Source organism: Streptomyces sp. NPDC107581 (assembly GCF_055657175.1).
In genome coordinates, this window is sequence record NZ_JBVKBH010000012.1 from 1 (window position 1) to 22,954 (window position 22,954).

Genomic DNA, 22,954 nt, shown 5'->3' on the forward strand with positions numbered 1-22,954 from the left:
TGGTACTGCAGGGGGGACCCTGTGGGAGAGTAGGACGCCGCCGAACAAATTTTGAGAAAACCCCCGCATCGAAAGATGCGGGGGTTTTCTGCGTTCAGGGATTGTTTCCCCTGGAAGGGGGCGGCCGAATGGGTCGGCTGCGATGGATCAGAGTCGGCCGGCTGCCTTCAGGGCCAGGTAGGCATCAGCCAGCGCCGGAGCCAGATCGTCCGGCATCGCGTCCACGACCGTCACCCCATGACGGCGAAGCTGCTCCGCCGTGCGGTGCCGTTCACTCTGCGCCTGCGCTGCCGCAGCGGCCTCGTACACCGCCTCGGCGTTTCCGCGGGCCTTGGCCATCTTCGCGATGTGCGGGTCGGCGACCGAGGCGACGAGGACCGTGTGGCGCTGAGTGAGCTGGGGGAGAACGGGCAGAAGGCCCTGCTCCACCGGTGCCGCGTCGAGCGTCGTGAGCAGCACGATCAGGGAGCGTCGAGGAGCCGCGCGGAGTGCCGTCGCCGTCAGACCACGGGCGTCCGTTTCGACGAGTTCCGGCTCCAGCGTCGCCATCGCGTTGACCAGGGACGGCAGGAGATCGGCGGCGGCACGGCCCTGGACCCGGGCGCGGACCCGGCGGTCGTAGGCCAGCAGGTCCACGCGGTCGCCGGCGCGCGAGGCGAGCGCCGCGAGGAGCAGGGCCGCATCCAGGGAGGCGTCCAGGCGTGGGGCGTCGCCGACGCGGCCGGCCGAGGTGCGGCCGGTGTCGAGGACGAGGAGGATGTGCCGGTCGCGCTCAGGCCGCCAGGTGCGGACGGCGACCGTGGACTGACGGGCCGTGGCACGCCAGTCGATCGAGCGGGTGTCGTCGCCTGGGACGTACTCGCGCAGGCTGTCGAATTCGGTGCCCTCGCCTCGGGTCAGCACGCTGGTACGGCCGTCCAGTTCACGCAACCGGGCGAGTTTCGACGGCAGGTGCTTGCGGCTGGTGAACGGGGGCAGAACCCGTACGGTCCAGGGCACTCTGTGCGCGCCCTGGCGGGAGAAGAGGCCGAGGGGGCCGTAGGAGCGGATCGTCACGCGGTCGGCCTGGCGGTCGCCCCGGCGCGTGGGGCGCAGCCGGGTCGTCGCACGCCGGCGTTCGCCGGCCGGGACGGTGACGCGGTGCCGGGAACCCTCGACTTCGGTGCCGGGCTGCCAGCTGCTGGGCGGCCATCCGTCCCGCAGGCGGGCCCGCAGCAGGCGGCGGGACGGATTCGTGATCGTGAGCGTGACATCGGCAGTCTCGCCGAGGCGTGCGGAGGTGTCGCCGGTGCGGGACAGGACGAGGCGTCGTACGGGCGCCGCGAGTGCGAAGTCGCAGGCACAGGCGAGGGCCAGCGGGCCATTGACCGCGAGAATGCCGGTCCAGCCGGGTTCGAGGATGCCGACGGGGATCGAGCCGAGGGCCGCGAGCAGGGCCGCGCGTCCGGTGAGCGCCATCAGCGGGGGACCGGGACGTTGGCGAGGATGGCGTTGATGACGGAGTCGGCGGTCACACCCTCCATCTCGGCCTCGGGGCGCAACTGGACCCGGTGGCGCAGGGTGGGCAGGGCGAGGGCCTTCACGTCGTCGGGGATGACGTAGTCGCGGCCCGTCAGCCAGGCCCAGGCGCGCGAGGTGGCCAGCAGGGCGGTGGCGCCGCGCGGAGAGACTCCGAGGGTGAGGGAGGGCGACTCACGCGTGGCGCGGCAGATGTCCACCACGTAGGCCATGATCTCGGGGGAGACGGTCGTCTTGGCGACCGCGGTGCGAGCCGCCTCCAGGTCGGCCGGGCCGGCGACCGGACGAAGGCCGGCGGCGTGGAGGTCGCGCGGGTTGAAGCCCGAGGCGTGCCGGGTGAGAACGTCGATCTCGTCCTGGCGGGAGGGCAGAGGGACCGTCAGCTTGAGCAGGAAACGGTCGAGTTGGGCCTCGGGGAGGGGGTAGGTGCCCTCGTACTCGACGGGGTTCTGGGTCGCGGCGACCAGGAACGGGTCCGGGAGCGGGCGCGGGGTGCCGTCGACCGTGACCTGGCGTTCCTCCATGGCTTCCAGGAGGGAGGACTGGGTCTTCGGCGGGGTGCGGTTGATCTCGTCCGCGAGGAGGAGGTTGGTGAAGACCGGGCCGGGCTGGAAGGAGAACTCCGAGGTGCGGGTGTCGTAGACGAGGGAACCGGTGACGTCGCTCGGCATCAGGTCGGGGGTGAACTGGACGCGCTTGGTGTCGAGTTCGAGTGCGGATGCGAGTGCGCGGACGAGCAGCGTTTTGGCGACCCCGGGGACTCCTTCGAGGAGAACGTGTCCGCGGCACAGGAGAGCGACGACGAGGCCGGTCACGGCGGGGTCCTGGCCGACCACGGCTTTGGCGATCTCGGCGCGCAGGGCTTCCAGAGAAGCCCGGGCGGCGCCTGAGTCCCCGGTGTTCCCGGCGTTGTCAGTGGTCGGGTCCATCATGGACGGCGTACCTCTCTTTCGAGGGCGTCGAGTTGATCGGTGAGTGCGATGAGGGCCGCGTCGTCGCCGGGCGTCGGTCCGAACAGGAGTGGGTGCAGGGTCTGTCCGTCTCCCCGGAGGTGGGCGGACAGGGCGGGGAGCAGGGCCTCGGGTGCGTGCGCCTGGGCCACGGGGACGCCGACGAGAGGGGCCAGGCGCGTGCGGGTGGTGGAGCGGAGAGCGGCGGCCGCGCGGTCGCGGGCGTCGGCCTTGCGGTAGAGGCGGGCGCGGCCTTCGACGGTTTCGGAGGCGCGGATCGCGACGGGGAGTCTCTCGGGCACCAGCGGGCCGAACCGGCGTGCTCGCCAGAACGCGGCGAGGGCCGCGGCGATGAACAGCTGCAGGGTGCCCCACAGCCAGCCCGACGGGAGCAGGTCGAGGAAGCTCTTCTGCTCACCGTCGTCGGTGGCCAAGGCGTCGGACAGCGAGGGGAGGTACCAGACCAGATGGTGGCGGGAGCCGAGGAGTTGGAGGGCGAGCGAGGCGTTGCCCTGCTTGTCGAGACGCTTGTTGTAGAGGATGTCCGGCGCGCCGAGGACGACGGTGTCGCCGTTCCCGGAGGCTGCCGGGACGCGGAGCAGCGTGGCGAGGCGTTCGCTGGGGTAGCAGGAGTCCGCGTCGAGGTGGGTGGTGGTGTAGCGGAGGCCGCCGGTGTCGGCGCTGCCGGCGCGCCGGGCCTCGGGCAGGGCGCAGTCGGGGGCGAGTGTCGTGCCGGTGCTGGTGGCGGGGTCCGCGGTGACCCCGGGGGCGAGCCGCTCGACGGACGGGCTGCCGGCGGCGACCAGGACGGTGCGCCCGCCGGAGGCTGCCGTCGCGGAGTGCAGTCGGGTCTGTTGACTCGGGGTCAGCAGGTCGGGGACGGCGACGAGCAGTGTGGTGTCCGGGCCGGCGGCGGCCCGTGCCGCGCCGAGCGAGGTCACCACGCGTGTGGAGACGCCCCGGTCGGCGAGGAGTTCGGCGACGGCGCGGCTGCCGTAGGGGTCGGCGGAGCGCGGGTCGAGTTCGCCGTGCCGGGTCTGGGAGCGGACGGCGGCCATCGCGACGGCGCCGACGAGGATGAGGGTGACGGCGAGGGCGATGCCTCGCGCGCGGGTCCACACCTGGCGGGCGGAGGGCGAGGTCGAGGTGGTCGGCGGCGGGGCCGTGGTGGTCATTCGTCAGCCCCCTGGGGGGTGCTGTGGGCCGTCCTGGTGGCGCTGTCCGCGAGGATCGGGCGGCTGCGTTCCAGGTCGCGGTCGAGCTCGGCGATGCGGTGGTACGACTCTTCGCTCGCGCTGCGGCCGCCGTATGTGACGTCGTCGAACTCGCCGGCGGCGGAACGCAGTCGGTCCGTGTGCGACGGGAGGGTGCGGCCGGCCTCGGCGGCCGCCTCGTCGGCGGTGCGGCCGGGGCGGACGTCGAGCAGGGCCCGTTCCTCCAGAGAGCGGACGATGGCCCGCATGCGTTCCTGGACGGCCTGGTTCCAGTGGCCCTGGGCGGCGTGTGCCTCGCCGGCCGCGCGGTGTTCGGCGGCGCTGCGCGGGCTGTCGTCGAACAGGGCCGGGGTGGAGGTGGGTTGGCGGCGGGGGCTGCCCAGGCGCCACCACAGGGCGGCCAGGACGGCGACGACGAACAGGACCACGACGAGCAGGCCGAGCGTGCCGCCGGGCGTTGCGGAGGCGGCTCTGCCGAGCAGTCCGTCGACCCAGTCCCAGAAGGCGTTCATGGCGCGCTGGAGCAGGCCGGGGTCGTTCTCGTGGTACATCCGTTTGGACAGCTCGCGGCGTGCCGCCTCCCGCGCGGGGTCGCGCGGAATGGTCACCGGCGGTTCGTCGCCCGAGCCGCCGAGGGCCAGGGCGGCCGTGTCGGCCGCGCCCAGCAGGCGTCGTACGGCCGATCCGGCGGCGCCCGGCAGGGCCGGTGCCGCCGTCAGAACTCCCCCCGTCGGGCTCACCGCATCAGCTCCCCGGGACGGAGCCGGGGGCACCGACGCCGTGGCCCTGGACACCGGCGGCGCGGGCCAGTTCGAGGTCGAGTGCCTCGCGGCGGATGCGCTGGTCGATGTACAGGAGCACGGTGACACCCGCGTTGATCGGGAGTGTGACCATGGAGCCGATCACGGCACCGATGCCGCTGATGACCAGGAAGGTCCAGCTGACGTGCTGGCCGTTGGTGCCGAAGAGGCCGGCCATGCCGTCTCCGCTGACGGCTGCCGCGATCAGGGCGAAGGGGATCACGACGAGCGACGAGACGATGTTGGCGATGATCCCGGCGAGCAGCTGGATGCCGAGGACGCGCCACCAGGAGCCGTGCACCAGCTTCGCGGAGCGGCTCATCGACTTCACGATGCTCTGCCGCTCCAGCATCAGCGCGGGCGAGGCGAGCGAGAAGCGGATCATCAGCCACAGCACGACGACGGTGGCGCCGAGGATGCCCAGGACGAGCAGCCCGGCGACGACCCCCTCATTGCCACCGGTGACCGCCACGAGGATTCCGGGCAGCGCGCCGCAGAGCAGCACGCCGAACGCGATGAGGCCCAGCAGGAAGAGCAGGCCGAACAGCTTCGGGACCTGCGGGCGGGCGTCCCGCCAGGCTTCGCCGGCGCTGACCGGCCTGCCGAGGACCGCGCGGCTGGTGACCGTCGTCAGCAGAGCGGTCGCGATGATGGTGCCGACCAAGGAGATCAGCACGACGACGCCGGTGCCGAGGAGTTCCGAGCCCATATCGCGGAACACGTCACCCGGGGTGGTGCTCGGATCGTTGAGCGGGGCCCGGGTGGTGAGGGTGTCGTTCAGGAAGAAGCCCTGCACGAGGATGACGCCGAGCTGGCTGAGGACCGCGACGGTCAGCGAGACGCCGAGGACGGTGCGCCAGTAGGTGCGCATGGTGGAGACGGCACCGTCGAGGATCTCGCCGACACCGAGCGGGCGCAGCGGGATGACGCCGGGCTTCGCCGCGGGCGGGGGACCGCCCCAGCCGCCGCCCCAGGCTCCGTGGCCGCCGGAAGGGCCGCCGTACGGGCCGCCGCCGTACCCGCCGTACCCGGGACCGCCGGGCGTCTGGCCGCCCCAGCCCGGTCCGGGCGGTGGGGGCGGCGGAGCCTGGCCCGGGCTCGGGGATCCCGTGGGCGCGGACCACTGGCCGGGTGCCGGCTGTTCCTTGGACCACTTCGCGCCTTGGCCCTGCGGGTCCGTGCCCGGTTGCGCGGCGGGCTCGGCGGGGCCGGTGGGGCCAGGACGGTCGGCGGGCTCGGCGGGGCCGGGCGCACCGGGTTCCCGCCCGTCGGACGACGGGGCGGATCCGGGCGAGGCCCAGCCCGGAGTGTCTGTCATCGAAGCTCCTTCACGGTGCCCGTCCGCGGTCGCGGCGGCAGGTTGGCAGACATCGTGCCATGGGGTGGTCATCGAGTGACCGGCCGCGGTAGGGGCTGGACTCCTTCAATTGTCCGCCGTATCCGGGGCAGACTGACGGCATGGCTGATCAGTACGCGCAACCCCGCGAGGACAAGCGGCCGACCGAGATAGCTGTGATCCGATGGGAGGAACCACCTGAAGGTCCCGTACTGGTCCTTCTCGACCAGACGAGGCTCCCTGCCGAAGAGGTTGAGCTGGTCTGTACGGACGCGTCGGCGCTGGTGGAGGCGATCCGTTCGCTCGCCGTGCGCGGGGCGCCCCTGCTCGGGATCGCGGGGGCGTACGGCGTCGCGCTCGCCGCCGCGCGGGGCTTCGACGTGGAGGAGGCCGCGCAGGCCCTCGAGGGCGCCCGGCCCACCGCGGTGAACCTCTCCGTGGGCGTGCGCAAGGCCCATTCCGCCCATCGCGCGGCGCTCTCCGAGACCGGCGATCCCACCGCTGCGGCGTCGGCTGCGCTGGCGGCGGCGCGCGTGCTGCATCAGGAGGATGCCGAGGCCAGCGCCCGGATGGCCGCCCACGGTCTGGCGCTCCTCGACGAGCTGCTGCCGGGCGGCGGGCACCGGATCCTGACCCACTGCAACAGCGGCTCGCTGGTGTCGGGCGGGGAGGGGACGGCGTTCGCGGTGGCCCTGGCCGCACACCGGGCGGGGCAGCTGCGGCGGCTGTGGGTGGACGAGACGCGTCCGTTGCTGCAAGGCGCTCGTCTGACGGCGTACGAGGCGGCCCGCCACGGCATGGCGTACACCCTGCTCACCGACAACGCGGCAGGTTCGCTGTTCGCGGCGGGTGAGGTGGACGCGGTGCTGATCGGTGCGGACCGGATCGCAGCCGACGGTTCGGTGGCGAACAAGGTGGGGAGCTATCCGCTCGCGGTGCTCGCGCGGTATCACCATGTGCCGTTCATCGTGGTGGCGCCGCTGACGACGGTGGACCCGCGGACGCCGGACGGGGCGTCCATCGAGGTCGAGCAGCGCCCCGGCTATGAGGTGACCGAGGTCACAGCGCCCCAGATGCCGGTGACGGGAGCGGGAGGCGGGATTCCGGTGGCACCCCTGGGGACCCAGGCGTACAACCCGGCGTTCGACGTGACGCCGCCCGAGCTGGTGACGGCGATCGTCACCGAGGAGGGGACCGTCTCCCCCGTGACGACCGAGGCTCTTGCCGAGCTGTGCGCCAGGTCACACCAGGTGGCGGCGAGCTAGACGAGCCAGAGAAGCTGGACGAGCCAGACGAGCCAGACGAGCCAGATGAGCTGGACGAGCCAGATGAGCTGGACGAGCCAGTGCGACGATGTTGCGTCGATCAACGACGACGGCCCCTCCCCCTGCGGCGATCCACAGGGTGAGGGGCCGTGACATCGGTGGCCGAGGTCCGTGGCTGACATCCGTCCGAAGCCACGGGCGCGGTCGGGAGACGGCGGACGGCCAGTGGCGCCCGGCGGGGTCACCGAGGCTCCACCGGCCGAGGGTTCTCATGACGTCGCGGGATGAGCTGGACGTGCACACCGCCGAGGGTCGACGACCATGTCTGACGTCGTTCCACGGCCCTGCGCCCCTCGTCGAGCATGCGAGCCCGCATGCGGACCGCCGATTCCCGCAGCTCCTCCCACGCCCGCTCGTTGGGGCCGAACGCCCGCCGTGACCGCTCCACGGAGCCGTCCAAGGCCCTGACGGCCGCCGCGATATCGTCCACGGTCTGGCCGGCGCTGCCCACATCATCGAGCGTCCACGACATCCACAGGCGCATGCGCCTACAGTCGCACCGCTGTCCGGTGGCCGCTGCCCGAGGCGTGCGCGGATGGGGTGCGGGGGACGGCTGACATCCGTGACCGGCATCAAGATCGGCGGACGAGGGCAGACAGTGACGGGGTCCTACGACTATCGTCACCGGCCAGTGACCTGCCTCACCAGGGCACCTGTCGCTGTTATGAGAATGGGATGATGTCGTTTATGAAGGGACGAGTCCTTGTCGTCGACGACGACACCGCACTGGCCGAGATGCTCGGCATTGTGCTGCGTGGTGAAGGTTTTGAGCCGTCTTTCGTAGCCGACGGTGACAAGGCGCTGGCCGCGTTCCGTGAGACCAAGCCCGACCTGGTGCTGCTCGATCTGATGCTGCCCGGCCGGGACGGTATCGAGGTGTGCCGTCTGATCAGGGCGGAGTCCGGGGTGCCGATCGTGATGCTCACGGCCAAGAGCGACACCGTCGATGTCGTCGTGGGCCTGGAGTCCGGCGCCGACGACTACATCGTGAAGCCGTTCAAGCCCAAGGAGCTGGTGGCCCGGATCCGGGCGCGGCTCAGGAGGTCGGAGGAGCCGGCGCCGGAGCAGCTGACCATCGGCGACCTGGTCATCGACGTGGCCGGGCACTCGGTGAAGCGGGACGGACAGTCGATAGCCCTGACCCCGCTCGAGTTCGACCTGCTGGTCGCGCTCGCCCGTAAGCCGTGGCAGGTGTTCACGCGTGAGGTCCTGCTCGAGCAGGTGTGGGGCTATCGCCACGCCGCGGACACCCGGCTCGTCAACGTGCACGTCCAGCGGCTGCGCTCCAAGGTCGAGAAGGACCCGGAGCGGCCGGAGATCGTGGTGACCGTCCGTGGTGTCGGTTACAAGGCCGGACCGAGCTGACATGTCCGGGGACAGCGCCGCTTCGGCACCCGGCCGCTCCGGGGACCGTCCGGGGCGGCCTGTCGGCCGGACGGCGGCGGGTTCGCGCCGCAGCAGCTTCTTCGAGGGCGGGCTGCTGCAGGGCGGGGTCCAGGGCAGCCCGGTCCTCCGGCTCTTCATGCGCTGGGTGCGCCGGCCGCTGCTGCCGGTCATGCGGCTGTGGCGGCGCAACATCCAGCTCCGGGTCGTCGCGACGACCCTGCTGATGTCGCTGGGTGTCGTTCTGCTGCTGGGTTTCGTCGTGATCGGGCAGGTGCGCAACGGCCTGCTGGACGCGAAGGTGAAGGCGTCGCAGAGCCAGGCCACCGGCGGCTTCGCCGTGGCCAAGCAGAAGGCCGACGAGGCCGCCAGCGGTACGGGTACCGGCACCGGTGACGGCACGGCCGTCACCGACGGACGGCAGGCGCAGAACGTCATCCAGTGGATGAGCGACCTCGTGGCGTCGCTCTCCAGCGGTGGCGCGGGCGCCTTCGACGTGGCGACGCTGCCGGTGGGCGACGACAGCGGCGGCGGGCGCAGCCCGCGCGGCTCCGGGAACGTCAACCCGTCCTCCAGCGTGCCCGGCGACCTGCGCGACCGCATCAACAGCAGCACGACGGCCGCCCAGAGCTACACCCGGATCGTCTACTACAACGGCAAGGAGTCGCAGCCCGCGCTGGTCATCGGCAAGCAGGTCAGCGACCCCAACGGCCGTCCCTACGAGCTGTACTACCTCTTCCCGCTCACGCAGGAGGAGAAGTCCCTGAGCCTGGTCAAGGGCACGCTCGCGACGGCTGGGCTCTTCGTCGTCGTCCTGCTCGGCGCCATCGCCTGGCTGGTGGTGCGGCAGGTCGTCACGCCGGTGCGGATGGCGGCCGGGATCGCCGAGCGGCTGTCCGCCGGACGTCTCCAGGAGCGCATGAAGGTCACCGGCGAGGACGACATCGCGCGTCTGGGCGAGGCCTTCAACAAGATGGCGCAGAACCTCCAGCTGAAGATCCAGCAGCTGGAGGACCTGTCGCGGATGCAGCGCCGGTTCGTCTCCGACGTCTCGCACGAGCTGCGCACACCGCTGACGACCGTACGGATGGCCGCCGACGTCATCCACGAGGCCCGCGAGGACTTCGACCCGGTCACCGCGCGGTCGGCGGAGCTGCTCGCCGACCAGCTGGACCGCTTCGAGTCGCTGCTCGCGGACCTGCTGGAGATCAGCCGCTTCGACGCGGGCGCGGCGGCCCTGGAGGCCGAGCCGATAGACCTCAGGGAGGTCGTGCGGCGGGTGGTCTCCGGTGCCGAGCCGCTCGCCGAGCGCAAGGGCACGCACATACGCGTGATCGGCGACCAGCAGCCCGTCGTCGCCGAGGCCGACGCCCGGCGCCTGGAGCGCGTACTGCGCAATCTCGTCGTCAACGCCGTCGAGCACGGCGAGGGCAGGGACGTCGTCGTCAAGCTCGCCGCCGCGGGCGGAGCGGTCGCCGTCGCGGTGCGCGACTACGGCGTCGGGCTCAAGCCCGGTGAGGCGACCCGCGTCTTCAGCCGCTTCTGGCGGGCCGACCCGGCACGCGCGCGTACCACCGGCGGTACGGGCCTCGGGCTGTCGATCGCCCTGGAGGACGCACGGCTGCACGGCGGCTGGCTGCAGGCCTGGGGCGAGCCGGGCGGCGGCTCCCAGTTCCGGCTGACGCTGCCGCGTACCGCGGACGAACCGCTGCGGGGCTCGCCGATACCGCTGGAACCCAAGGACTCGCGGCGCAACCGAGGACTGGACGAGGCCGGCCTGCCCGGCGGGGGCGAGGAGAAGCGGGCGACCGTTCCGGTGCAGCCGGGCGGCCAGGCCCCGTCGCTGCCACCGCGCAGCCCGATGGCCTCGCGGCTGGCCGCCGTCGCGCCCGCCGCCGATCCGACCGCTCTGCCCGGTCACGGCAGCGGCGCGCGCGTGGTGTCCCGGCCCGCCGGCGGCGCACGGCGCCCCGACGACAGGCCCGCGGCCGGGCCGGCACACGACACGCACCCGGGCCGTCCGGATCGGGCCGGCCCGGACGATCCGACCGAGCCAGGGGAGGCATTTCGTGGGCGCTGACCGCGAGGGGGGCGTCCGGCACCGATCCGGACGTGCGGTGGCCTACACCGTCTGCGGGGCGGTTCTGCTGGCGGGGTGCGCCTCGATGCCCGACAGCGGCGACCTGCGGGACGTCGAGTCCACGCCGCGGCAGGACACCGGGGTGCGTGTGTTCGCCATGCCGCCCGCCGACAACGCCCAGCCCACCGAGATCATGCAGGGCTTCCTTGAGGCCCTGACCAGTGACGATCCGCAGTACGACACCGCTCGCAAATACCTGACCGCCGATGCCGCGGGTGCCTGGCACCCGGAGCAGTCGGTCACCGTCCTCGCGAACAGCCCCAGCGCCATGTCCAGCCCGCAGGCCGGCGGCCGGGAGGTGGCCGACACCGGCAGCCTCACCTATGTGCTGACCGGCAGCCGGGTCGCCACGGTCGACGACCAGCAGGCGTACGCGCCCGGCGACGGTTCCTACAGCAAGAAGGTGCACCTCACCAAGGACCCCAAGAGCGGTCAGTGGCGGATCGACGACCTGCCCCAGGGCGTCGTCATGGGCCAGTCGGACTTCCAGCGCAACTACACGTCCGTCAACAAGTACTACTTCGCCTCCAGCACGCGGGTCGGTACGACCGGGCAGCCGGTGGCGGTCGCCGACCCGGTGTTCGTGCGCGGCAAGGTGGACCCGATGACACAGGTGGTGCGGTCGCTGCTGGCCGGTCCCACCAGCTGGCTCGGGCCGGTGGTCAGGTCCAGCTTCCCGACCGGTACGGCCCTGCAGAAGGGCGTGTCGGGGCTGACGCCGGACGACCAGAACGGCCTGACGGTGCCGCTGAGCGGCAACGTCTCCCGGATCGGGTTGGCCAAGTGCACCGAGATGGCGACGCAGTTGCTGCTGACGCTGCGGAATCTGACGCCGACCCTGGAGTCGGTCGAGCTGCAGGGGCCGGGCAGGCACCGGCTGTGCGACCTGACCGCGGAACGCGCCGAGTCGGCCGCCTGGCACGCCTCGGCCCAGAGCCCCGAGTTCCTGTACTTCCTCGACGCGAAGCACCGGTTGGTGCGGCTTCCCACAGGGAGTTCGGGGACCAGCGCCGTTCCGGTGCCGGGCCCGCTGGGTGAGGAGGGCGGCAAGGAACTGCAGTCCGTCGCCGTCTCGCGGGACGAGCACACCGTGGCCGGGGTCGGTGGCGACGGCAGGTCGCTGTACGTGGCCTCGCTGGCGGCGGGCGGTTCGCTCGGGGACGCCGTGGTCACCAGCCAGGGCGCGACCCCGGCCGAACGGCTGACCACGCCGAGCTGGGACGCCGCCGGCGACCTGTGGGTGGCCGACCGCGACCACCGTGATCCGAAGCTGTACGTGCTGCAGCAGGGCGTCGGCAAGCCGGTGCAGGTCGCCATCCCGGACCTGCCCGGACGCGTCCGGGACGTGCGCGTGGCCGCCGACGGGGTGCGGATCGCGGTGGTCGTCGAGAAGGACGGCAAGCAGTCCCTGCTGATCGGCCGGATCGAGCGCGAGGACAAGTCGGGGCAGCACCCCGTCGTCGTCGAACTGCGGTCGGCCGCCCCCGATCTCGAGCAGATCACCGCCATGTCCTGGGCCGGCGACAGCCGCCTGGTCGTGGTCGGCCTCGAACAGGGCGGCGTGCACCAGATGCGGTACGTCCAGGTCGACGGTTCCACCCTGGACGGCCCGGCGCCCGCCGCCCTCTCCGGCGTGCGGGCGATCACCGCGTCCGAGGACGAACGGGTGCCGCTGGTGGCCTACTCGGAGGACGGGATCGTACGGCTGCCGACCGGGGCGCAGTGGCAGAAGGTCGACAAGGACGGCACGGCGCCGGTCTATCCGGGCTGAGGGGTGCACGCGGTCGTCGCTCCCGTGCGCGGGGAGCAGCGCGACTCCTGCGAGTGAGGAGCAGCGAGCGTTGCTCCCGGTTGTCCACAGGGCGTTTTCCACAGGGGTGGCCGGGCGCCCCGGGGCTTGGCACAGTGGTGGGCATGCGGGGGTGGTGGCAGGACCTCACCGACCTGGTGCTGCCGGCCGAGTGCGCGGGCTGCGGGGCACCTCGTACGGTGCTCTGCCCGCGGTGCCGCGGCACCCTGGGCTCAGCCGCGCCGCGCCGGGTCCGGCCGGTACCGGAGCCGGCCGGACTGCCGGTGGTGCATGCGGCGGCTCCCTACGCGCTGCAGGTACGGGAGCTCCTCCTCGCCCACAAGGAGCGCGGCGCCCTGGCGCTCACGGGAGCCCTGGGAGCGGCCCTGGCGGGGGCGGTGCGCGCGGGACTCGGGACGGCCGGTACAGGTGGCGGGACGGCGGGGCCGAGGCGGCCAGGGACCGTGCTGCTGGTCCCCGTGCCCTCCGCCCGGCGGGCCGTGCGGGCCCGCGGGCACGATCCGGTGCGGCGGATGGCGCTCGCGGCGGCCGGTGAGCTGCGGCGCACCGGGACACCGGCCCGGGTGGTCGCCGTGCTGCGGCAGCGGCGGGCCGTGGCGGACCAGTCGGGGCTCGACGCGCGGCGGCGCCTGGAGAACCTCGCCGGTGCGCTGGAGGTGACGGCGGGCGGGGCGAGGCTGCTCACCGGGGGCCGGGTCGTGCTCGTCGACGACCTGATCACGACGGGAGCGAGCCTTGCGGAGGCGGCGCGGGCCGTGCGCGAAGCGGCCGTATCGCACCGTGATGGAGGAACGGCCGTGTACGGAGCCGGAACTCGGGAAGGAAGGGGGGAACAACGGACCGGAGCACGGGAGGAGAGCGGGAAGTGGGTGCATGGTGCACAGGAAAAGGTGGCACCGAATGCCTCTGGAGAGGCCCTTCATGCAGCCGTGGTCGCCGGTCCTCGGGATTCTTTCGAAATAAACAGGAACTGAGGGCGAACCTGCATCGTTGCAGGTAGCGAGACGGTTAATTCACCTGAACGGAGGTACGCCGCAGTAGAGGGTGACGACATCCGTCCGGGCGAGATATGTTCGGTTGTGAGGAAAGGCGCAGGCCACACCTCTCATATCCGAATGCCGTGCCGCGGGTTTTCCCCAATCACTCGCGCCACCGGGGTGGAGATCTTGCCCATGGGGGAGGAGGAGGTGGACGTCACCGAGTCCGAGGTTCCGGGGCTCGCCGGAGCCTGGTGCAAAAGGGAGATGCTCCGCCGATGGAGCGGAGCGATCCGGGAACGGAGTTCTGCGTGGACATCGTCGTCAAGGGCCGCAAGACCGAGGTGCCCGAGCGGTTCCGCAAGCACGTGGCCGAGAAGCTGAAGCTGGAGAAGATCCAGAAGCTCGACGGCAAGGTGATCAGCCTCGACGTCGAGGTGTCCAAGGAGCCCAACCCCCGTCAGGCCGACCGCTGTGACCGAGTGGAGATCACGCTCCGCTCCCGCGGTCCGGTGATCCGGGCGGAGGCAGCGGCCAGCGATCCGTACGCGGCACTCGACCTGGCGGCGGAGAAGCTGGACGCCCGGCTGCGCAAGCAGCACGACAAGCGTTTCTCGCGCCGCGGCGCACGGCGGATCTCGGCCGCCGAGGTTCCCGACCATGTCCCGGGCGCGGCGACGCTCAACGGCAACGGCCTCCCCGTCCACGACGAGGAGACGGACGGAGTGCCGACCAGGAAGATCGGCTCGCTGGAGGTCAAGGGCGAAGGTCCCCTGATCGTCCGCGAGAAGACGCACGTCGCCTCCCCGATGAGCCTTGACCAGGCGCTCTACGAGATGGAACTGGTCGGCCACGACTTCTACTTGTTCGTCGACTCCGAGACCAAGGAACCGAGCGTCGTCTACCGGCGACACGCCTACGACTACGGCGTCATCCACCTCAGCACGGACCCGATGGTCGCCGAGGCGCAGCCCCCCGCGGCCGGTGGCACGCTGGGCGGCTGACCCGCCCGGCTGAAGCGGAGCAGGTGCCCCTGGAGCGCGTGTGCGCCCCCAGGGGCACCGGTGTGCGACCACTTCGCGCCCCGGACGTCACCGCAGCGACGTCCGGGCATGAAATCATGGCCGCACCGGCCCAACCGGTGGGTCGTTGCCTTGGGTTGGCGATGGCACAGGACACCAGGCCACAGCCTTCAGGGGGAGGAACGATGGCGGACACCTTCGGACCGATGCGAGACGCGGACGCCGACGACGGTGTCAGCGGCATGGGCCCGGACTCGGGCTCTGCGCGCAAGGAGCCGATCAGAGTGCTGGTCGTGGACGACCACGCCCTCTTCCGCCGTGGCCTGGAGATCGTGCTCGCGGCCGAGGAGGACATCCAGGTCGTCGGCGAGGCGGGCGACGGCGCCGAGGCCGTGGACAAGGCCGCGGACCTGCTGCCCGACATCGTGCTGATGGATGTGCGGATGCCCAAGCGCGGCGGGATCGAGGCCTGCACCTCCATCAAGGAGGTCGCCCCCAGCGCGAAGATCATCATGCTGACGATCAGCGACGAAGAGGCCGACCTCTACGACGCGATCAAGGCGGGCGCCACCGGCTATCTCCTCAAGGAGATCTCCACGGACGAGGTGGCCACCGCCATCCGCGCGGTGGCCGACGGCCAGTCGCAGATCAGCCCGTCCATGGCGTCCAAGCTCCTCACCGAGTTCAAATCGATGATCCAGCGCACCGACGAACGCAGGCTGGTGCCCGCGCCGCGGCTGACCGACCGCGAGCTGGAGGTCCTCAAGCTCGTCGCGACGGGCATGAACAACCGGGACATCGCCAAGGAGCTGTTCATCTCCGAGAACACCGTGAAGAACCACGTCCGCAACATCCTGGAGAAGCTGCAGCTGCACTCCAGGATGGAAGCGGTGGTCTACGCGATGCGGGAGAAGATCCTCGAGATCCGCTAGCCGCCTTCGGCGACGATCACGCGAGGACGAGGGCGAGCTCCCTGACGAGGGGCTCGTGGAGCTCCGCGGCGTCCACGCGCTCGACGCGGACGTCCGTGCAGTTCACCCAGGTCGCCGCCTCGATCAGGGCCTGTGCCACCGCCGGGACCGCCTTCGGGCCGTCCAGGGTGACCTGCTTGGCCACCAGTGTGCTGCCCTCGCGGGCCGGGTCGACACGCCCGACCAGCCGGCCGCCCGCCAGCACGGGCATCGCGAAATAGCCGTAGACCCGCTTGGGCTTGGGGACGTAGGCCTCCAGGCGGTGGGTGAAGCCGAAGATCCGCTCTGTGCGCGCCCGTTCCCAGACCAGTGAGTCGAACGGGGACAGCAGCGTGGTGCGGTGCCGCCCGCGCGGCGGGGCCGCGAGAGCCGCCGGGTCCGCCCAGACCGGCCTGCCCCAGCCCTCGACCTCGACCGGCACCAGGCCCGAATCGGCGATCACCGAGTCGACCTGCTCGCCCTTGAGACGGTGGTAGTCGGCGATGTCCGCGCGGGTGCCGACTCCCAGGGACTCGCCGGCCAGCCGGACCAGACGGCGCAGGCACTCGGTGTCGTCCAGCTCGGCGTGCAGCAGCGCATCCGGGATGGCGCGCTCGGCCAGGTCGTACACCCGCTTCCAGCCGCGGCGCTCGACACACACCACCTCGCCGTACATCAGGGCGCGCTCCACGGCGACCTTGGTGCCGGACCAGTCCCACCACTCGCTGGTCCGCTTCGCGCCGCCCAGCTCCGTGGCCGTCAGCGGGCCTTCCGCGCGCAGCTGCTTGACGACCTGGTCGTAGACGCCGTCGGGGAGCTGGTGGTTCCAGTGCGGGCGGCTGCGGTAGGCGCGGCGGCGGAAGGCGAAGTGGGGCCATTCCTCGACCGGCAGGATGCAGGCCGCATGCGACCAGTACTCGAAGGCGTGCGGTCCGGCCGCGGGCGCGTCCACGGGGGCGGGGTTCCAGTACGCGCCCTCGACGGTCTTGCGGCCGACCGCCCCCAGGCGCGCGTACGGGACCAGCTCGTGGGAGCGGGCGAGGACCGAGATGGTGTCCAGCTGGACCGCGCCGAGGTGACGGAGCACCCCGCGGACACCGCCCCGCCGGTCGGGCGCGCCGAGGAAGCCCTGGGCCCGCAGGGCGATGCGCCGGGCGTCGTCCGCGGTGAGGGTGAGGGTGGGGCGCGGAAGGGTCGTCATGCGTCGGACGATAGAGGGCCGCACTGACAACGGCGGCTGACCTGCGCTTTCGCCGATCCGGGCTCAGGTGCGCGCGGGCAGGTACGGCGCCGTCGACGGCAGGTCCAGGTCCGCGGGGAGCAGCGAGCCGATCCAGCAGTCCCGCCGGACCCCCTTGTTGTCGACGCCCGAGCGCAGGGTGCCCTCCATCGTGAAGCCGGCCCGCTCCGCCACCGCGCGCGAGGCGGCGTTGCCGACCTCGGCCCGCCACTCCAGGCGGTCGACGGACAGTGCGGTGAAGGCCCAGCGGGAGGCCGCGCGGGTGGCCTCGGTGAGGTAGCCGCGCCCGCGGTGCTCCTTGACGGCCCAGAAGCCGACCTCGCCGACACCCGGCGCGCGCAGGGTGATGCCGAGCATCCCCGCCAGCTCCCCGGCGGAGAGGAACACGCCGAACGTGTACGCCGAGTCGTTCGCCCAGCCGTCCGGCGCGATCCGTCCGACGAAGCTCTCGGCGTGCTCCCGCAGGTAGGGAGAGGGGAACGCCGGGATCCAGCGCTGTATGTCCGGGTCCTGGGCCGCCGCGTGGACGGCCTCGGTATCGTCCGGTCCGACGGTGCGCAGCAGCAGGCGGTCGGTGGGGAGCGTGACGGGTTCCATCGGCCGATTCTGTGCGGGCAGCCTGCGCCGCGCCAGGGCTTTTCGCGGTGCGTGAGCGGGTGATCACATTTCGCGCAATTCCTTGTCGGGGGGCGGCACTATCCGCCGGGCCCGTCCGTTGTTCTGGGTGAAGCAGCCGTCGGGCCGCCAGGCCTCCCGGCGCAGCCGGGTCCTCGCATACGATGGCCGTTGCTCAGTCCGTCAAGGAAAACCGACCGTCCCAGGCCCGACCGGCAAGGAGACCAGCCCCCGTGTCCGTCCTCTCGAAGATCATGCGTGCAGGCGAAGGCAAGATCCTGCGCAAGCTGCACCGCATCGCGGACCAGGTCAACTCCATCGAAGAGGACTTCGTCGACCTCTCCGACGCCGAGCTGCGGGCCCTCACCGATGAGTACAAGCAGCGCTACGCGGACGGTGAGAGCCTGGACGACCTGCTCCCCGAGGCGTTCGCCACCGTCCGCGAGGCCGCCAAGCGCGTCCTCGGCCAGCGGCACTACGACGTGCAGATGATGGGTGGCGCCGCCCTCCACCTCGGCTATGTCGCCGAGATGAAGACCGGCGAGGGCAAGACCCTCGTCGGCACCCTGCCCGCGTATCTGAACGCCCTCTCCGGAGACGGCGTCCACCTCATCACGGTCAACGACTACCTGGCCGAGCGCGACTCCGAGATGATGGGCCGCGTCCACAAGTTCCTGGGCCTGAGTGTCGGCTGCATCCTGGCCAACATGACGCCGGCCCAGCGCCGCGAGCAGTACGAGTGCGACATCACGTACGGCACGAACAACGAGTTCGGCTTCGACTACCTGCGCGACAACATGGCGTGGTCGAAGGACGAGCTGGTGCAGCGCGGCCACAACTTCGCCATCGTCGACGAGGTCGACTCCATCCTGGTCGACGAGGCCCGTACGCCGCTGATCATCTCCGGTCCGGCCGACCAGGCCACCAAGTGGTACGGCGACTTCGCCAAGCTGGTCACGCGCCTCAAGCGCGGCGAGGCCGGCAACCCGCTCAAGGGCGTCGAGGAGACCGGCGACTACGACGTCGACGAGAAGAAGCGCACGGTCGCCATCCACGAGTCCGGTGTCAGCAAGGTCGAGGACTGGCTGGGCATCGACAACCTCTACGAGTCGGTGAACACCCCGCTCGTGGGTTACCTGAACAACGCCATCAAGGCCAAGGAACTCTTCAAGAAGGACAAGGACTACGTCGTCATCGACGGCGAAGTCATGATCGTCGACGAGCACACCGGCCGTATCCTCGCCGGCCGCCGCTACAACGAGGGCATGCACCAGGCCATCGAGGCGAAGGAAGCGGTGGACATCAAGGACGAGAACCAGACGCTCGCCACGATCACCCTGCAGAACTTCTTCCGCCTCTACGAGAAGCTCTCCGGCATGACCGGTACGGCCATGACCGAGGCCGCCGAGTTCCACCAGATCTACAAGCTCGGCGTGGTCCCGATCCCGACGAACAAGCCGATGGTCCGCAAGGACCAGTCGGACCTGATCTACCGCACCGAGGTGGCCAAGTTCGAGGCGGTCGTCGACGACATCGCCGAGAAGCACGAGAAGGGCCAGCCGATCCTCGTCGGCACGACCTCCGTCGAGAAGTCGGAATACCTCTCGCAGCAGCTCTCCAAGCGCGGCATCCAGCACGAGGTGCTGAACGCCAAGCACCACGAGCGCGAGGCGTCGATCGTCGCGCAGGCCGGCCGTCGGGGCGCCGTGACGGTCGCCACCAACATGGCCGGCCGTGGTACCGACATCAAGCTCGGCGGCAACCCCGACGACCTCGCCGAGGCGGAGCTGCGCCAGCGCGGCCTCGACCCCGAGGAGCACATCGAGGAGTGGGCGCAGGCCCTGCCCGCCGCCCTGGAGAAGGCCGAGCAGGCCGTCAAGGCCGAGTTCGAAGAGGTCAAGGAACTCGGCGGCCTCTACGTCCTCGGCACCGAGCGGCACGAGTCGCGGCGCATCGACAACCAGCTGCGCGGTCGCTCCGGCCGTCAGGGCGACCCGGGCGAGTCCCGCTTCTACCTCTCCCTCGGCGACGACCTGATGCGCCTGTTCAAGGCCCAGATGGTCGAGCGCGTGATGGCCATGGCCAACGTGCCGGACGACGTGCCGATCGAGAACAAGATGGTCACGCGCGCGATCGCGTCCGCGCAGTCGCAGGTCGAGCAGCAGAACTTCGAGACCCGTAAGAACGTTCTGAAGTACGACGAGGTGCTCAACCGGCAGCGCGAGGTCATCTACGGCGAGCGCCGGCGCGTCCTGGAGGGCGAGGATCTGCACGAGCAGGTCCAGCACTTCATGGACGACACGATCGACGCGTACGTCGGCGCGGAGACCGCCGAGGGCTTCCCCGAGGACTGGGACCTGGACCGGCTGTGGGGCGCCTTCAAGCAGCTCTACCCGGTGAAGGTCGTCATCGAGGAGCTGGAGGAGGCGGCCGGCGACCGGGCCGGTCTGACCGCCGAGTTCATCTCCGAGTCCATCAAGGACGACGTCCACGAGCAGTACGAGGCCCGAGAGGGCCAGCTCGGTTCCGAGATCATGCGGGAGCTGGAGCGCCGGGTCGTGCTGTCGGTCCTCGACCGCAAGTGGCGCGAGCACCTCTACGAGATGGACTACCTCCAGGAGGGCATCGGCCTGCGCGCGATGGCGCAGAAGGACCCGCTGGTCGAGTATCAGCGCGAGGGCTTCGACATGTTCACCGCCATGATGGAGGGCATCAAGGAGGAGTCCGTCGGCTATCTGTTCAACCTGGAGGTCCAGGTCGAGCAGCAGGTCGAGGAGGTCCCGGTCGAGGAAGCGGAGCCGGTGGCGGAAGGTGCCGTCCAGGACACGGTGCCGGCGCAGGCGGGAGCGCGTCCGGAGATCCGGGCCAAGGGACTGGATGTTCCGCAGCGCCGGGATCTGCACTTCTCCGCGCCCACCGTGGACGGCGAGGGCGGCATCGTGGAGCGCGACCTCGAGGACGAGGAGCCGGTGCGCTCCGAGTCCGACGGTCTGACGCGGGCCGAGCGCCGTCGGCAGGCGAAGGGCGGGCGGCGCCGCAAGAAGTGACCCGCGGTGCTTGAAGAAGCAACCTGCGGTGCTTGAGCCGGTGTGAAGGGCCGGGTCTCCTTTTCGGGGGCCCGGCCCTTCGGCATCGGGGGTGCTGCTCTGGTGCCTCTGCCTCCGCCGCTGCTCCTGCTCCTGCTCCTGCTCCTGCCCCTGCTCCTGCCTGTGCCTGTGCCTCTGCCTGTGCCGGGCAGGGGTCGGATCGCTCGCCGGCCCGCTCTCCATGCCCCCGCCCGCCCCTTCCGTGCTGCCTGCCCGCCCCTTCCGTGCTGCCCGCCGTTCCGTGCTGCCTGCCCGCCCTTTCCGTGCTGCCCGCCGTTCCGTGCTGCCTGCCCGCCCCTTCCGTGCCGCCCGCCGTTCCGTGCTGCCCGCCCGCCCCCTCCCGTGCCGCCATCCCGTGCGTGCGTGCCTGCCTCAGTCCTCGGACGTGTGGGACGGCCTCTGTCCGCCGAGTTCCACCGCTGTGCAGCGCCAGCGGCGGTCCTCGCCGCGTTCCAGGCGGAAGGCCATGGCACGCAGCCGGTCCCCGGAGGCGATGCGGGCGAAGACCTCCAGGGCACCGCTGCGCGGGACGTAGTAGCCGATGTCGCGGACGACGGGACAGGGGCCGTGGGTGCGCAGGGGGACGCGCTCGGCGAGGCGGGCGAGGTCGTCGTAGGCGCGGCCCGCGGTGTGCCGGAGCATCCAGTGGACGGGGCGCTGGCCGCTGAGGACGGCCAGCAGGCGGTCGGCGAAGAGATCGGTGGGGCGCGGCTGTCCCACGGCCGTCTGCGGCGCCGTGACGGCCCTGCCCCGGACGGGGTTGCGCGGCGGGGCGCTGCCCGGACGGCGGGAGTCGTGGCGGGTCGGGGGACGGTGGCGCGGGCGGGGGTGAGGAGTGCGGCTCATGACCTTGTTCATGGGGGTCCCCGTTCGGCGGGCCCGGGTTGTACCGGGCGGTAACTCGCTGGTGGGGATCTTGTACGGGGGCGGCGGCCGGCCGCGCAAGGAAGACGGAGCGGGGGCTGAGGGGGCGGGCATGTTCACCTATCCGGGTCATGGGGGACCCCGGAAACCCTGTGGGCAGGCGGCGGGACCGGGTGAGGTGCGGGGCGTCGGGTGGACGCGGGCACGGGTGCGGGCGGGGACCCGAAAGGGGACGGCCGCACGTATCCTGAAGGCCCGTCGGGAGACGCGTCAGCAGCCCTCCCCGGGGCCTCAGCGGAGCCTTCGACCAGGAAAGAGCGGCCAGCCATGCGCGTCTACGTCCCCCTGACCCTCCCCGGGCTCGCCGAGGCGCACAAGACGGGCGAGCTCGGGACCGGCCCCTTCGTCGCGTATGCCGTCACGCCCGCACTGCGGGAGTGGTACCTCTCCGACGACATCGAGGAACTGGAGTACGCGGCACTCGGCCGGGCCGCGCAGGCCTCCCTGCGGCTGCTGGCGGCCGACCCGGGCGCCGCCCGGCGCCGGGTCGTGGTCGCCGTCGACGTGTCCGACGGAGCCGCGACGGCCGACCCGGACCGCGGACTCGACCCGGCCGCGCTCGGCGAGGTGACGGTGGCCGGCACGGTGGCGCTGGCGAAGGCGGCCGCGGTGCATGTCGACGCCGATGAGGCGGAGGCGGATCTCACCGCGGCGGCCCGGGCGCTGGAAGCGGCCGACGGCGGGGACGACGACGCGCAGTTCGTCGTGGACGGGGCCGACGATCACGAGCTGCTCTGGTACGCCACGCAGGAGATTCCCAACCTGGTGGACCTGGCCTGACCGGGTCACGGCGGATCGTCCGCCGTGATTGTCAGTGCGGGCGGGTACGGTTTTCGGCATGGGGATGCACGCGAACGCGCACATTGTCTGGGACTGGAACGGGACGCTGTTCCACGACAACGACGCGATCATCGGGGCGACGAACGCCGCCTTCGCCGAGCTGGGGCTGGCGCCGATCACGCTGGAGGAGTACCGGCGGCTGTACTGCGTGCCGGTGCCGAAGTTCTACGAGCGCCTGCTCGGCCGGCTTCCGACGGATGCCGAGTGGGAGGTGATGGACGTGGTCTTCCACCGGTACTACGCACAGCACCGGGTCCGCTGCGGGCTGACCGAGGGGGCGGCCGAGCTGCTCGCCGGATGGCGGACGGCGGGGCACAGCCAGTCGCTGCTGAGCATGTACGGGCACGAAGAGCTGGTGCCGCTGGTGCGCGGCTTCGGGATCGCGGGGCACTTCGTGCGCGTCGACGGGCGTACGGGGCCGTCCGGCGGCAGCAAGGCCGAGCACATGGTCCGGCACCTGGAAGCGCTGACCGGGGCGGTGGAGGCTGCGCGGACCGTGGTGATCGGGGATGCCGCGGACGATGCGGTCGCGGCGCGGCACGTGGGGGCCCGGGCCGTGCTCTACACCGGTGGTTCGCACAGCCGGGCCAGTCTGGAGGAGGTCGGGGTGCCGGTGGTGGACACGTTGGCCGAGGCGGTGGCGGAGGCGCAGCGCATAGCGGCGTAGCGCACAGGCGCATGGCGGCGGAGGGCGCAGCGGCGCGGCGCACAGCGGCGGAGGGCACGGCGGCGCCGCGATATCCGGAGTGGCGGCGATATCCGGAGTACGTGCGTCGGCTTGTGCGGCGCCCTGCGCGTCGGCTCGTTGGGCGCCCGGCGTGGCG

At 71.7% G+C, this 22,954-nt stretch carries 19 protein-coding genes; 10 read left to right on the forward strand and 9 right to left on the reverse strand.

The window, feature by feature from the left end:
- Positions 1-147: 147 nt before the first annotated feature.
- Genes ACZ7P3_RS27890 through ACZ7P3_RS27910 form a run of 5 tightly spaced genes read right to left on the reverse strand, consistent with a single transcriptional unit; the run spans position 148 to position 5,800 of the window.
- Positions 148-1,458 carry a DUF58 domain-containing protein gene (locus ACZ7P3_RS27890; protein WP_472085810.1) on the reverse strand — a complete coding sequence of 437 codons (1,311 nt, stop codon included), beginning with the start codon at positions 1,456-1,458 and terminating at the stop codon, positions 148-150.
- Positions 1,458-2,447, reverse strand: coding sequence for an AAA family ATPase (locus tag ACZ7P3_RS27895; protein WP_472086154.1), 990 nt, complete (start codon positions 2,445-2,447; stop codon positions 1,458-1,460). The genes ACZ7P3_RS27890 and ACZ7P3_RS27895 overlap by 1 nt, the downstream gene beginning before the upstream one ends.
- Complete coding sequence (locus ACZ7P3_RS27900) at positions 2,447-3,643, reverse strand: DUF4350 domain-containing protein (RefSeq protein WP_472085811.1); 1,197 nt, start codon at positions 3,641-3,643, stop codon at positions 2,447-2,449. The genes ACZ7P3_RS27895 and ACZ7P3_RS27900 overlap by 1 nt, the downstream gene beginning before the upstream one ends.
- Entirely contained in the window at positions 3,640-4,422 is a 783-nt protein-coding gene (locus tag ACZ7P3_RS27905) for a DUF4129 domain-containing protein (RefSeq protein WP_472085812.1), read from the reverse strand. Before ACZ7P3_RS27905 ends, ACZ7P3_RS27900 begins: the two co-directional genes overlap by 4 nt.
- 4 nt (positions 4,423-4,426) lie before the next feature.
- Positions 4,427-5,800 carry a hypothetical protein gene (locus ACZ7P3_RS27910; protein ID WP_472085813.1) on the reverse strand — a complete coding sequence of 458 codons (1,374 nt, stop codon included), beginning with the start codon at positions 5,798-5,800 and terminating at the stop codon, positions 4,427-4,429.
- 140 nt (positions 5,801-5,940) lie between these two features.
- Between ACZ7P3_RS27910 and mtnA the strand changes: the two genes are divergently transcribed.
- Positions 5,941-7,083 (forward strand): S-methyl-5-thioribose-1-phosphate isomerase, encoded by a 1,143-nt coding sequence (mtnA, locus tag ACZ7P3_RS27915; protein ID WP_472085814.1) that lies wholly within the window; start codon positions 5,941-5,943, stop codon positions 7,081-7,083.
- A gap of 241 nt (positions 7,084-7,324) precedes the next feature.
- Here mtnA and ACZ7P3_RS27920 read toward each other — a convergent pair whose 3' ends face one another.
- Complete coding sequence (locus tag ACZ7P3_RS27920) at positions 7,325-7,627, reverse strand: hypothetical protein (protein WP_472085815.1); 303 nt, start codon at positions 7,625-7,627, stop codon at positions 7,325-7,327.
- A gap of 191 nt (positions 7,628-7,818) precedes the next feature.
- On the opposite strand from ACZ7P3_RS27920, the gene mtrA reads away from it, so the two are divergent.
- From mtrA to ACZ7P3_RS27950, 6 genes are all read left to right on the forward strand, one after another.
- A complete protein-coding gene (gene mtrA / locus ACZ7P3_RS27925) occupies positions 7,819-8,508 on the forward strand; it encodes a two-component system response regulator MtrA (RefSeq protein ID WP_191870552.1) in 690 nt (229 codons plus the stop codon).
- Between the two features lies 1 nt (position 8,509).
- The gene (mtrB, locus tag ACZ7P3_RS27930; protein WP_472085816.1) at positions 8,510-10,606 is read left to right on the forward strand and encodes an MtrAB system histidine kinase MtrB; all 2,097 of its coding nucleotides are present in this window, start codon (positions 8,510-8,512) and stop codon (positions 10,604-10,606) included.
- On the forward strand, positions 10,596-12,437 hold the full coding sequence (locus tag ACZ7P3_RS27935) for an LpqB family beta-propeller domain-containing protein (protein WP_472085818.1): 1,842 nt from the start codon (positions 10,596-10,598) through the stop codon (positions 12,435-12,437). The genes mtrB and ACZ7P3_RS27935 overlap by 11 nt, the downstream gene beginning before the upstream one ends.
- A gap of 143 nt (positions 12,438-12,580) precedes the next feature.
- Positions 12,581-13,450: a ComF family protein gene (locus ACZ7P3_RS27940; protein WP_472085819.1), complete on the forward strand. Its 870-nt coding sequence runs from the start codon at positions 12,581-12,583 to the stop codon at positions 13,448-13,450.
- 314 nt (positions 13,451-13,764) lie between these two features.
- Positions 13,765-14,457: a ribosome hibernation-promoting factor, HPF/YfiA family gene (gene hpf / locus ACZ7P3_RS27945; protein ID WP_391430804.1), complete on the forward strand. Its 693-nt coding sequence runs from the start codon at positions 13,765-13,767 to the stop codon at positions 14,455-14,457.
- 203 nt (positions 14,458-14,660) lie between these two features.
- Entirely contained in the window at positions 14,661-15,407 is a 747-nt protein-coding gene (locus ACZ7P3_RS27950) for a response regulator (protein WP_472085821.1), read from the forward strand.
- Positions 15,408-15,423: 16 nt separating this feature from the next.
- On the opposite strand, the gene ACZ7P3_RS27955 is transcribed toward ACZ7P3_RS27950, so the two are convergent.
- Positions 15,424-16,626, reverse strand: coding sequence for a winged helix-turn-helix domain-containing protein (locus ACZ7P3_RS27955; RefSeq protein WP_472085822.1), 1,203 nt, complete (start codon positions 16,624-16,626; stop codon positions 15,424-15,426).
- A 63-nt stretch (positions 16,627-16,689) separates the two neighbouring features.
- The gene (locus ACZ7P3_RS27960; RefSeq protein WP_472085823.1) at positions 16,690-17,262 is read right to left on the reverse strand and encodes a GNAT family N-acetyltransferase; all 573 of its coding nucleotides are present in this window, start codon (positions 17,260-17,262) and stop codon (positions 16,690-16,692) included.
- Between the two features lie 251 nt (positions 17,263-17,513).
- Between ACZ7P3_RS27960 and secA the strand changes: the two genes are divergently transcribed.
- On the forward strand, positions 17,514-20,327 hold the full coding sequence (secA, locus tag ACZ7P3_RS27965; protein WP_472085824.1) for a preprotein translocase subunit SecA: 2,814 nt from the start codon (positions 17,514-17,516) through the stop codon (positions 20,325-20,327).
- Positions 20,328-20,738: 411 nt separating this feature from the next.
- On the opposite strand, the gene ACZ7P3_RS27970 is transcribed toward secA, so the two are convergent.
- Positions 20,739-21,224: an Rv3235 family protein gene (locus tag ACZ7P3_RS27970; RefSeq protein ID WP_472085825.1), complete on the reverse strand. Its 486-nt coding sequence runs from the start codon at positions 21,222-21,224 to the stop codon at positions 20,739-20,741.
- 333 nt (positions 21,225-21,557) lie between these two features.
- On the opposite strand from ACZ7P3_RS27970, the gene ACZ7P3_RS27975 reads away from it, so the two are divergent.
- Both ACZ7P3_RS27975 and ACZ7P3_RS27980 read left to right on the forward strand, forming a co-directional pair.
- A complete protein-coding gene (locus ACZ7P3_RS27975) occupies positions 21,558-22,070 on the forward strand; it encodes a DUF6912 family protein (protein ID WP_472085826.1) in 513 nt (170 codons plus the stop codon).
- Positions 22,071-22,128: 58 nt separating this feature from the next.
- On the forward strand, positions 22,129-22,797 hold the full coding sequence (locus ACZ7P3_RS27980) for an HAD family hydrolase (RefSeq protein WP_472085828.1): 669 nt from the start codon (positions 22,129-22,131) through the stop codon (positions 22,795-22,797).
- Positions 22,798-22,954: the final 157 nt, after the last annotated feature.

Excerpts from the sequence above, each read along its gene's own strand:
- ACZ7P3_RS27940 (WP_472085819.1), top strand. The coding sequence starts at position 12,581 with ATGCGGGGGTGGTGGCAGGACCTCACCGACCTGGTGCTGCCGGCCGAG.
- ACZ7P3_RS27975 (WP_472085826.1), top strand. The coding sequence starts at position 21,558 with ATGCGCGTCTACGTCCCCCTGACCCTCCCCGGGCTCGCCGAGGCGCAC.
- ACZ7P3_RS27895 (WP_472086154.1), bottom strand. The coding sequence starts at position 2,447 with ATGGACCCGACCACTGACAACGCCGGGAACACCGGGGACTCAGGCGCC.
- ACZ7P3_RS27900 (WP_472085811.1), bottom strand. The coding sequence starts at position 3,643 with ATGACCACCACGGCCCCGCCGCCGACCACCTCGACCTCGCCCTCCGCC.
- mtnA (WP_472085814.1), top strand. The coding sequence starts at position 5,941 with ATGGCTGATCAGTACGCGCAACCCCGCGAGGACAAGCGGCCGACCGAG.
- mtrB (WP_472085816.1), top strand. The coding sequence starts at position 8,510 with ATGTCCGGGGACAGCGCCGCTTCGGCACCCGGCCGCTCCGGGGACCGT.
- ACZ7P3_RS27960 (WP_472085823.1), bottom strand. The coding sequence starts at position 17,262 with ATGGAACCCGTCACGCTCCCCACCGACCGCCTGCTGCTGCGCACCGTC.
- ACZ7P3_RS27890 (WP_472085810.1), bottom strand. The coding sequence starts at position 1,458 with ATGGCGCTCACCGGACGCGCGGCCCTGCTCGCGGCCCTCGGCTCGATC.
- ACZ7P3_RS27955 (WP_472085822.1), bottom strand. The coding sequence starts at position 16,626 with ATGACGACCCTTCCGCGCCCCACCCTCACCCTCACCGCGGACGACGCC.
- ACZ7P3_RS27970 (WP_472085825.1), bottom strand. The coding sequence starts at position 21,224 with ATGAACAAGGTCATGAGCCGCACTCCTCACCCCCGCCCGCGCCACCGT.
- ACZ7P3_RS27920 (WP_472085815.1), bottom strand. The coding sequence starts at position 7,627 with ATGCGCCTGTGGATGTCGTGGACGCTCGATGATGTGGGCAGCGCCGGC.
- ACZ7P3_RS27910 (WP_472085813.1), bottom strand. The coding sequence starts at position 5,800 with ATGACAGACACTCCGGGCTGGGCCTCGCCCGGATCCGCCCCGTCGTCC.
- ACZ7P3_RS27950 (WP_472085821.1), top strand. The coding sequence starts at position 14,661 with ATGGCGGACACCTTCGGACCGATGCGAGACGCGGACGCCGACGACGGT.
- mtrA (WP_191870552.1), top strand. The coding sequence starts at position 7,819 with ATGATGTCGTTTATGAAGGGACGAGTCCTTGTCGTCGACGACGACACC.
- ACZ7P3_RS27980 (WP_472085828.1), top strand. The coding sequence starts at position 22,129 with ATGGGGATGCACGCGAACGCGCACATTGTCTGGGACTGGAACGGGACG.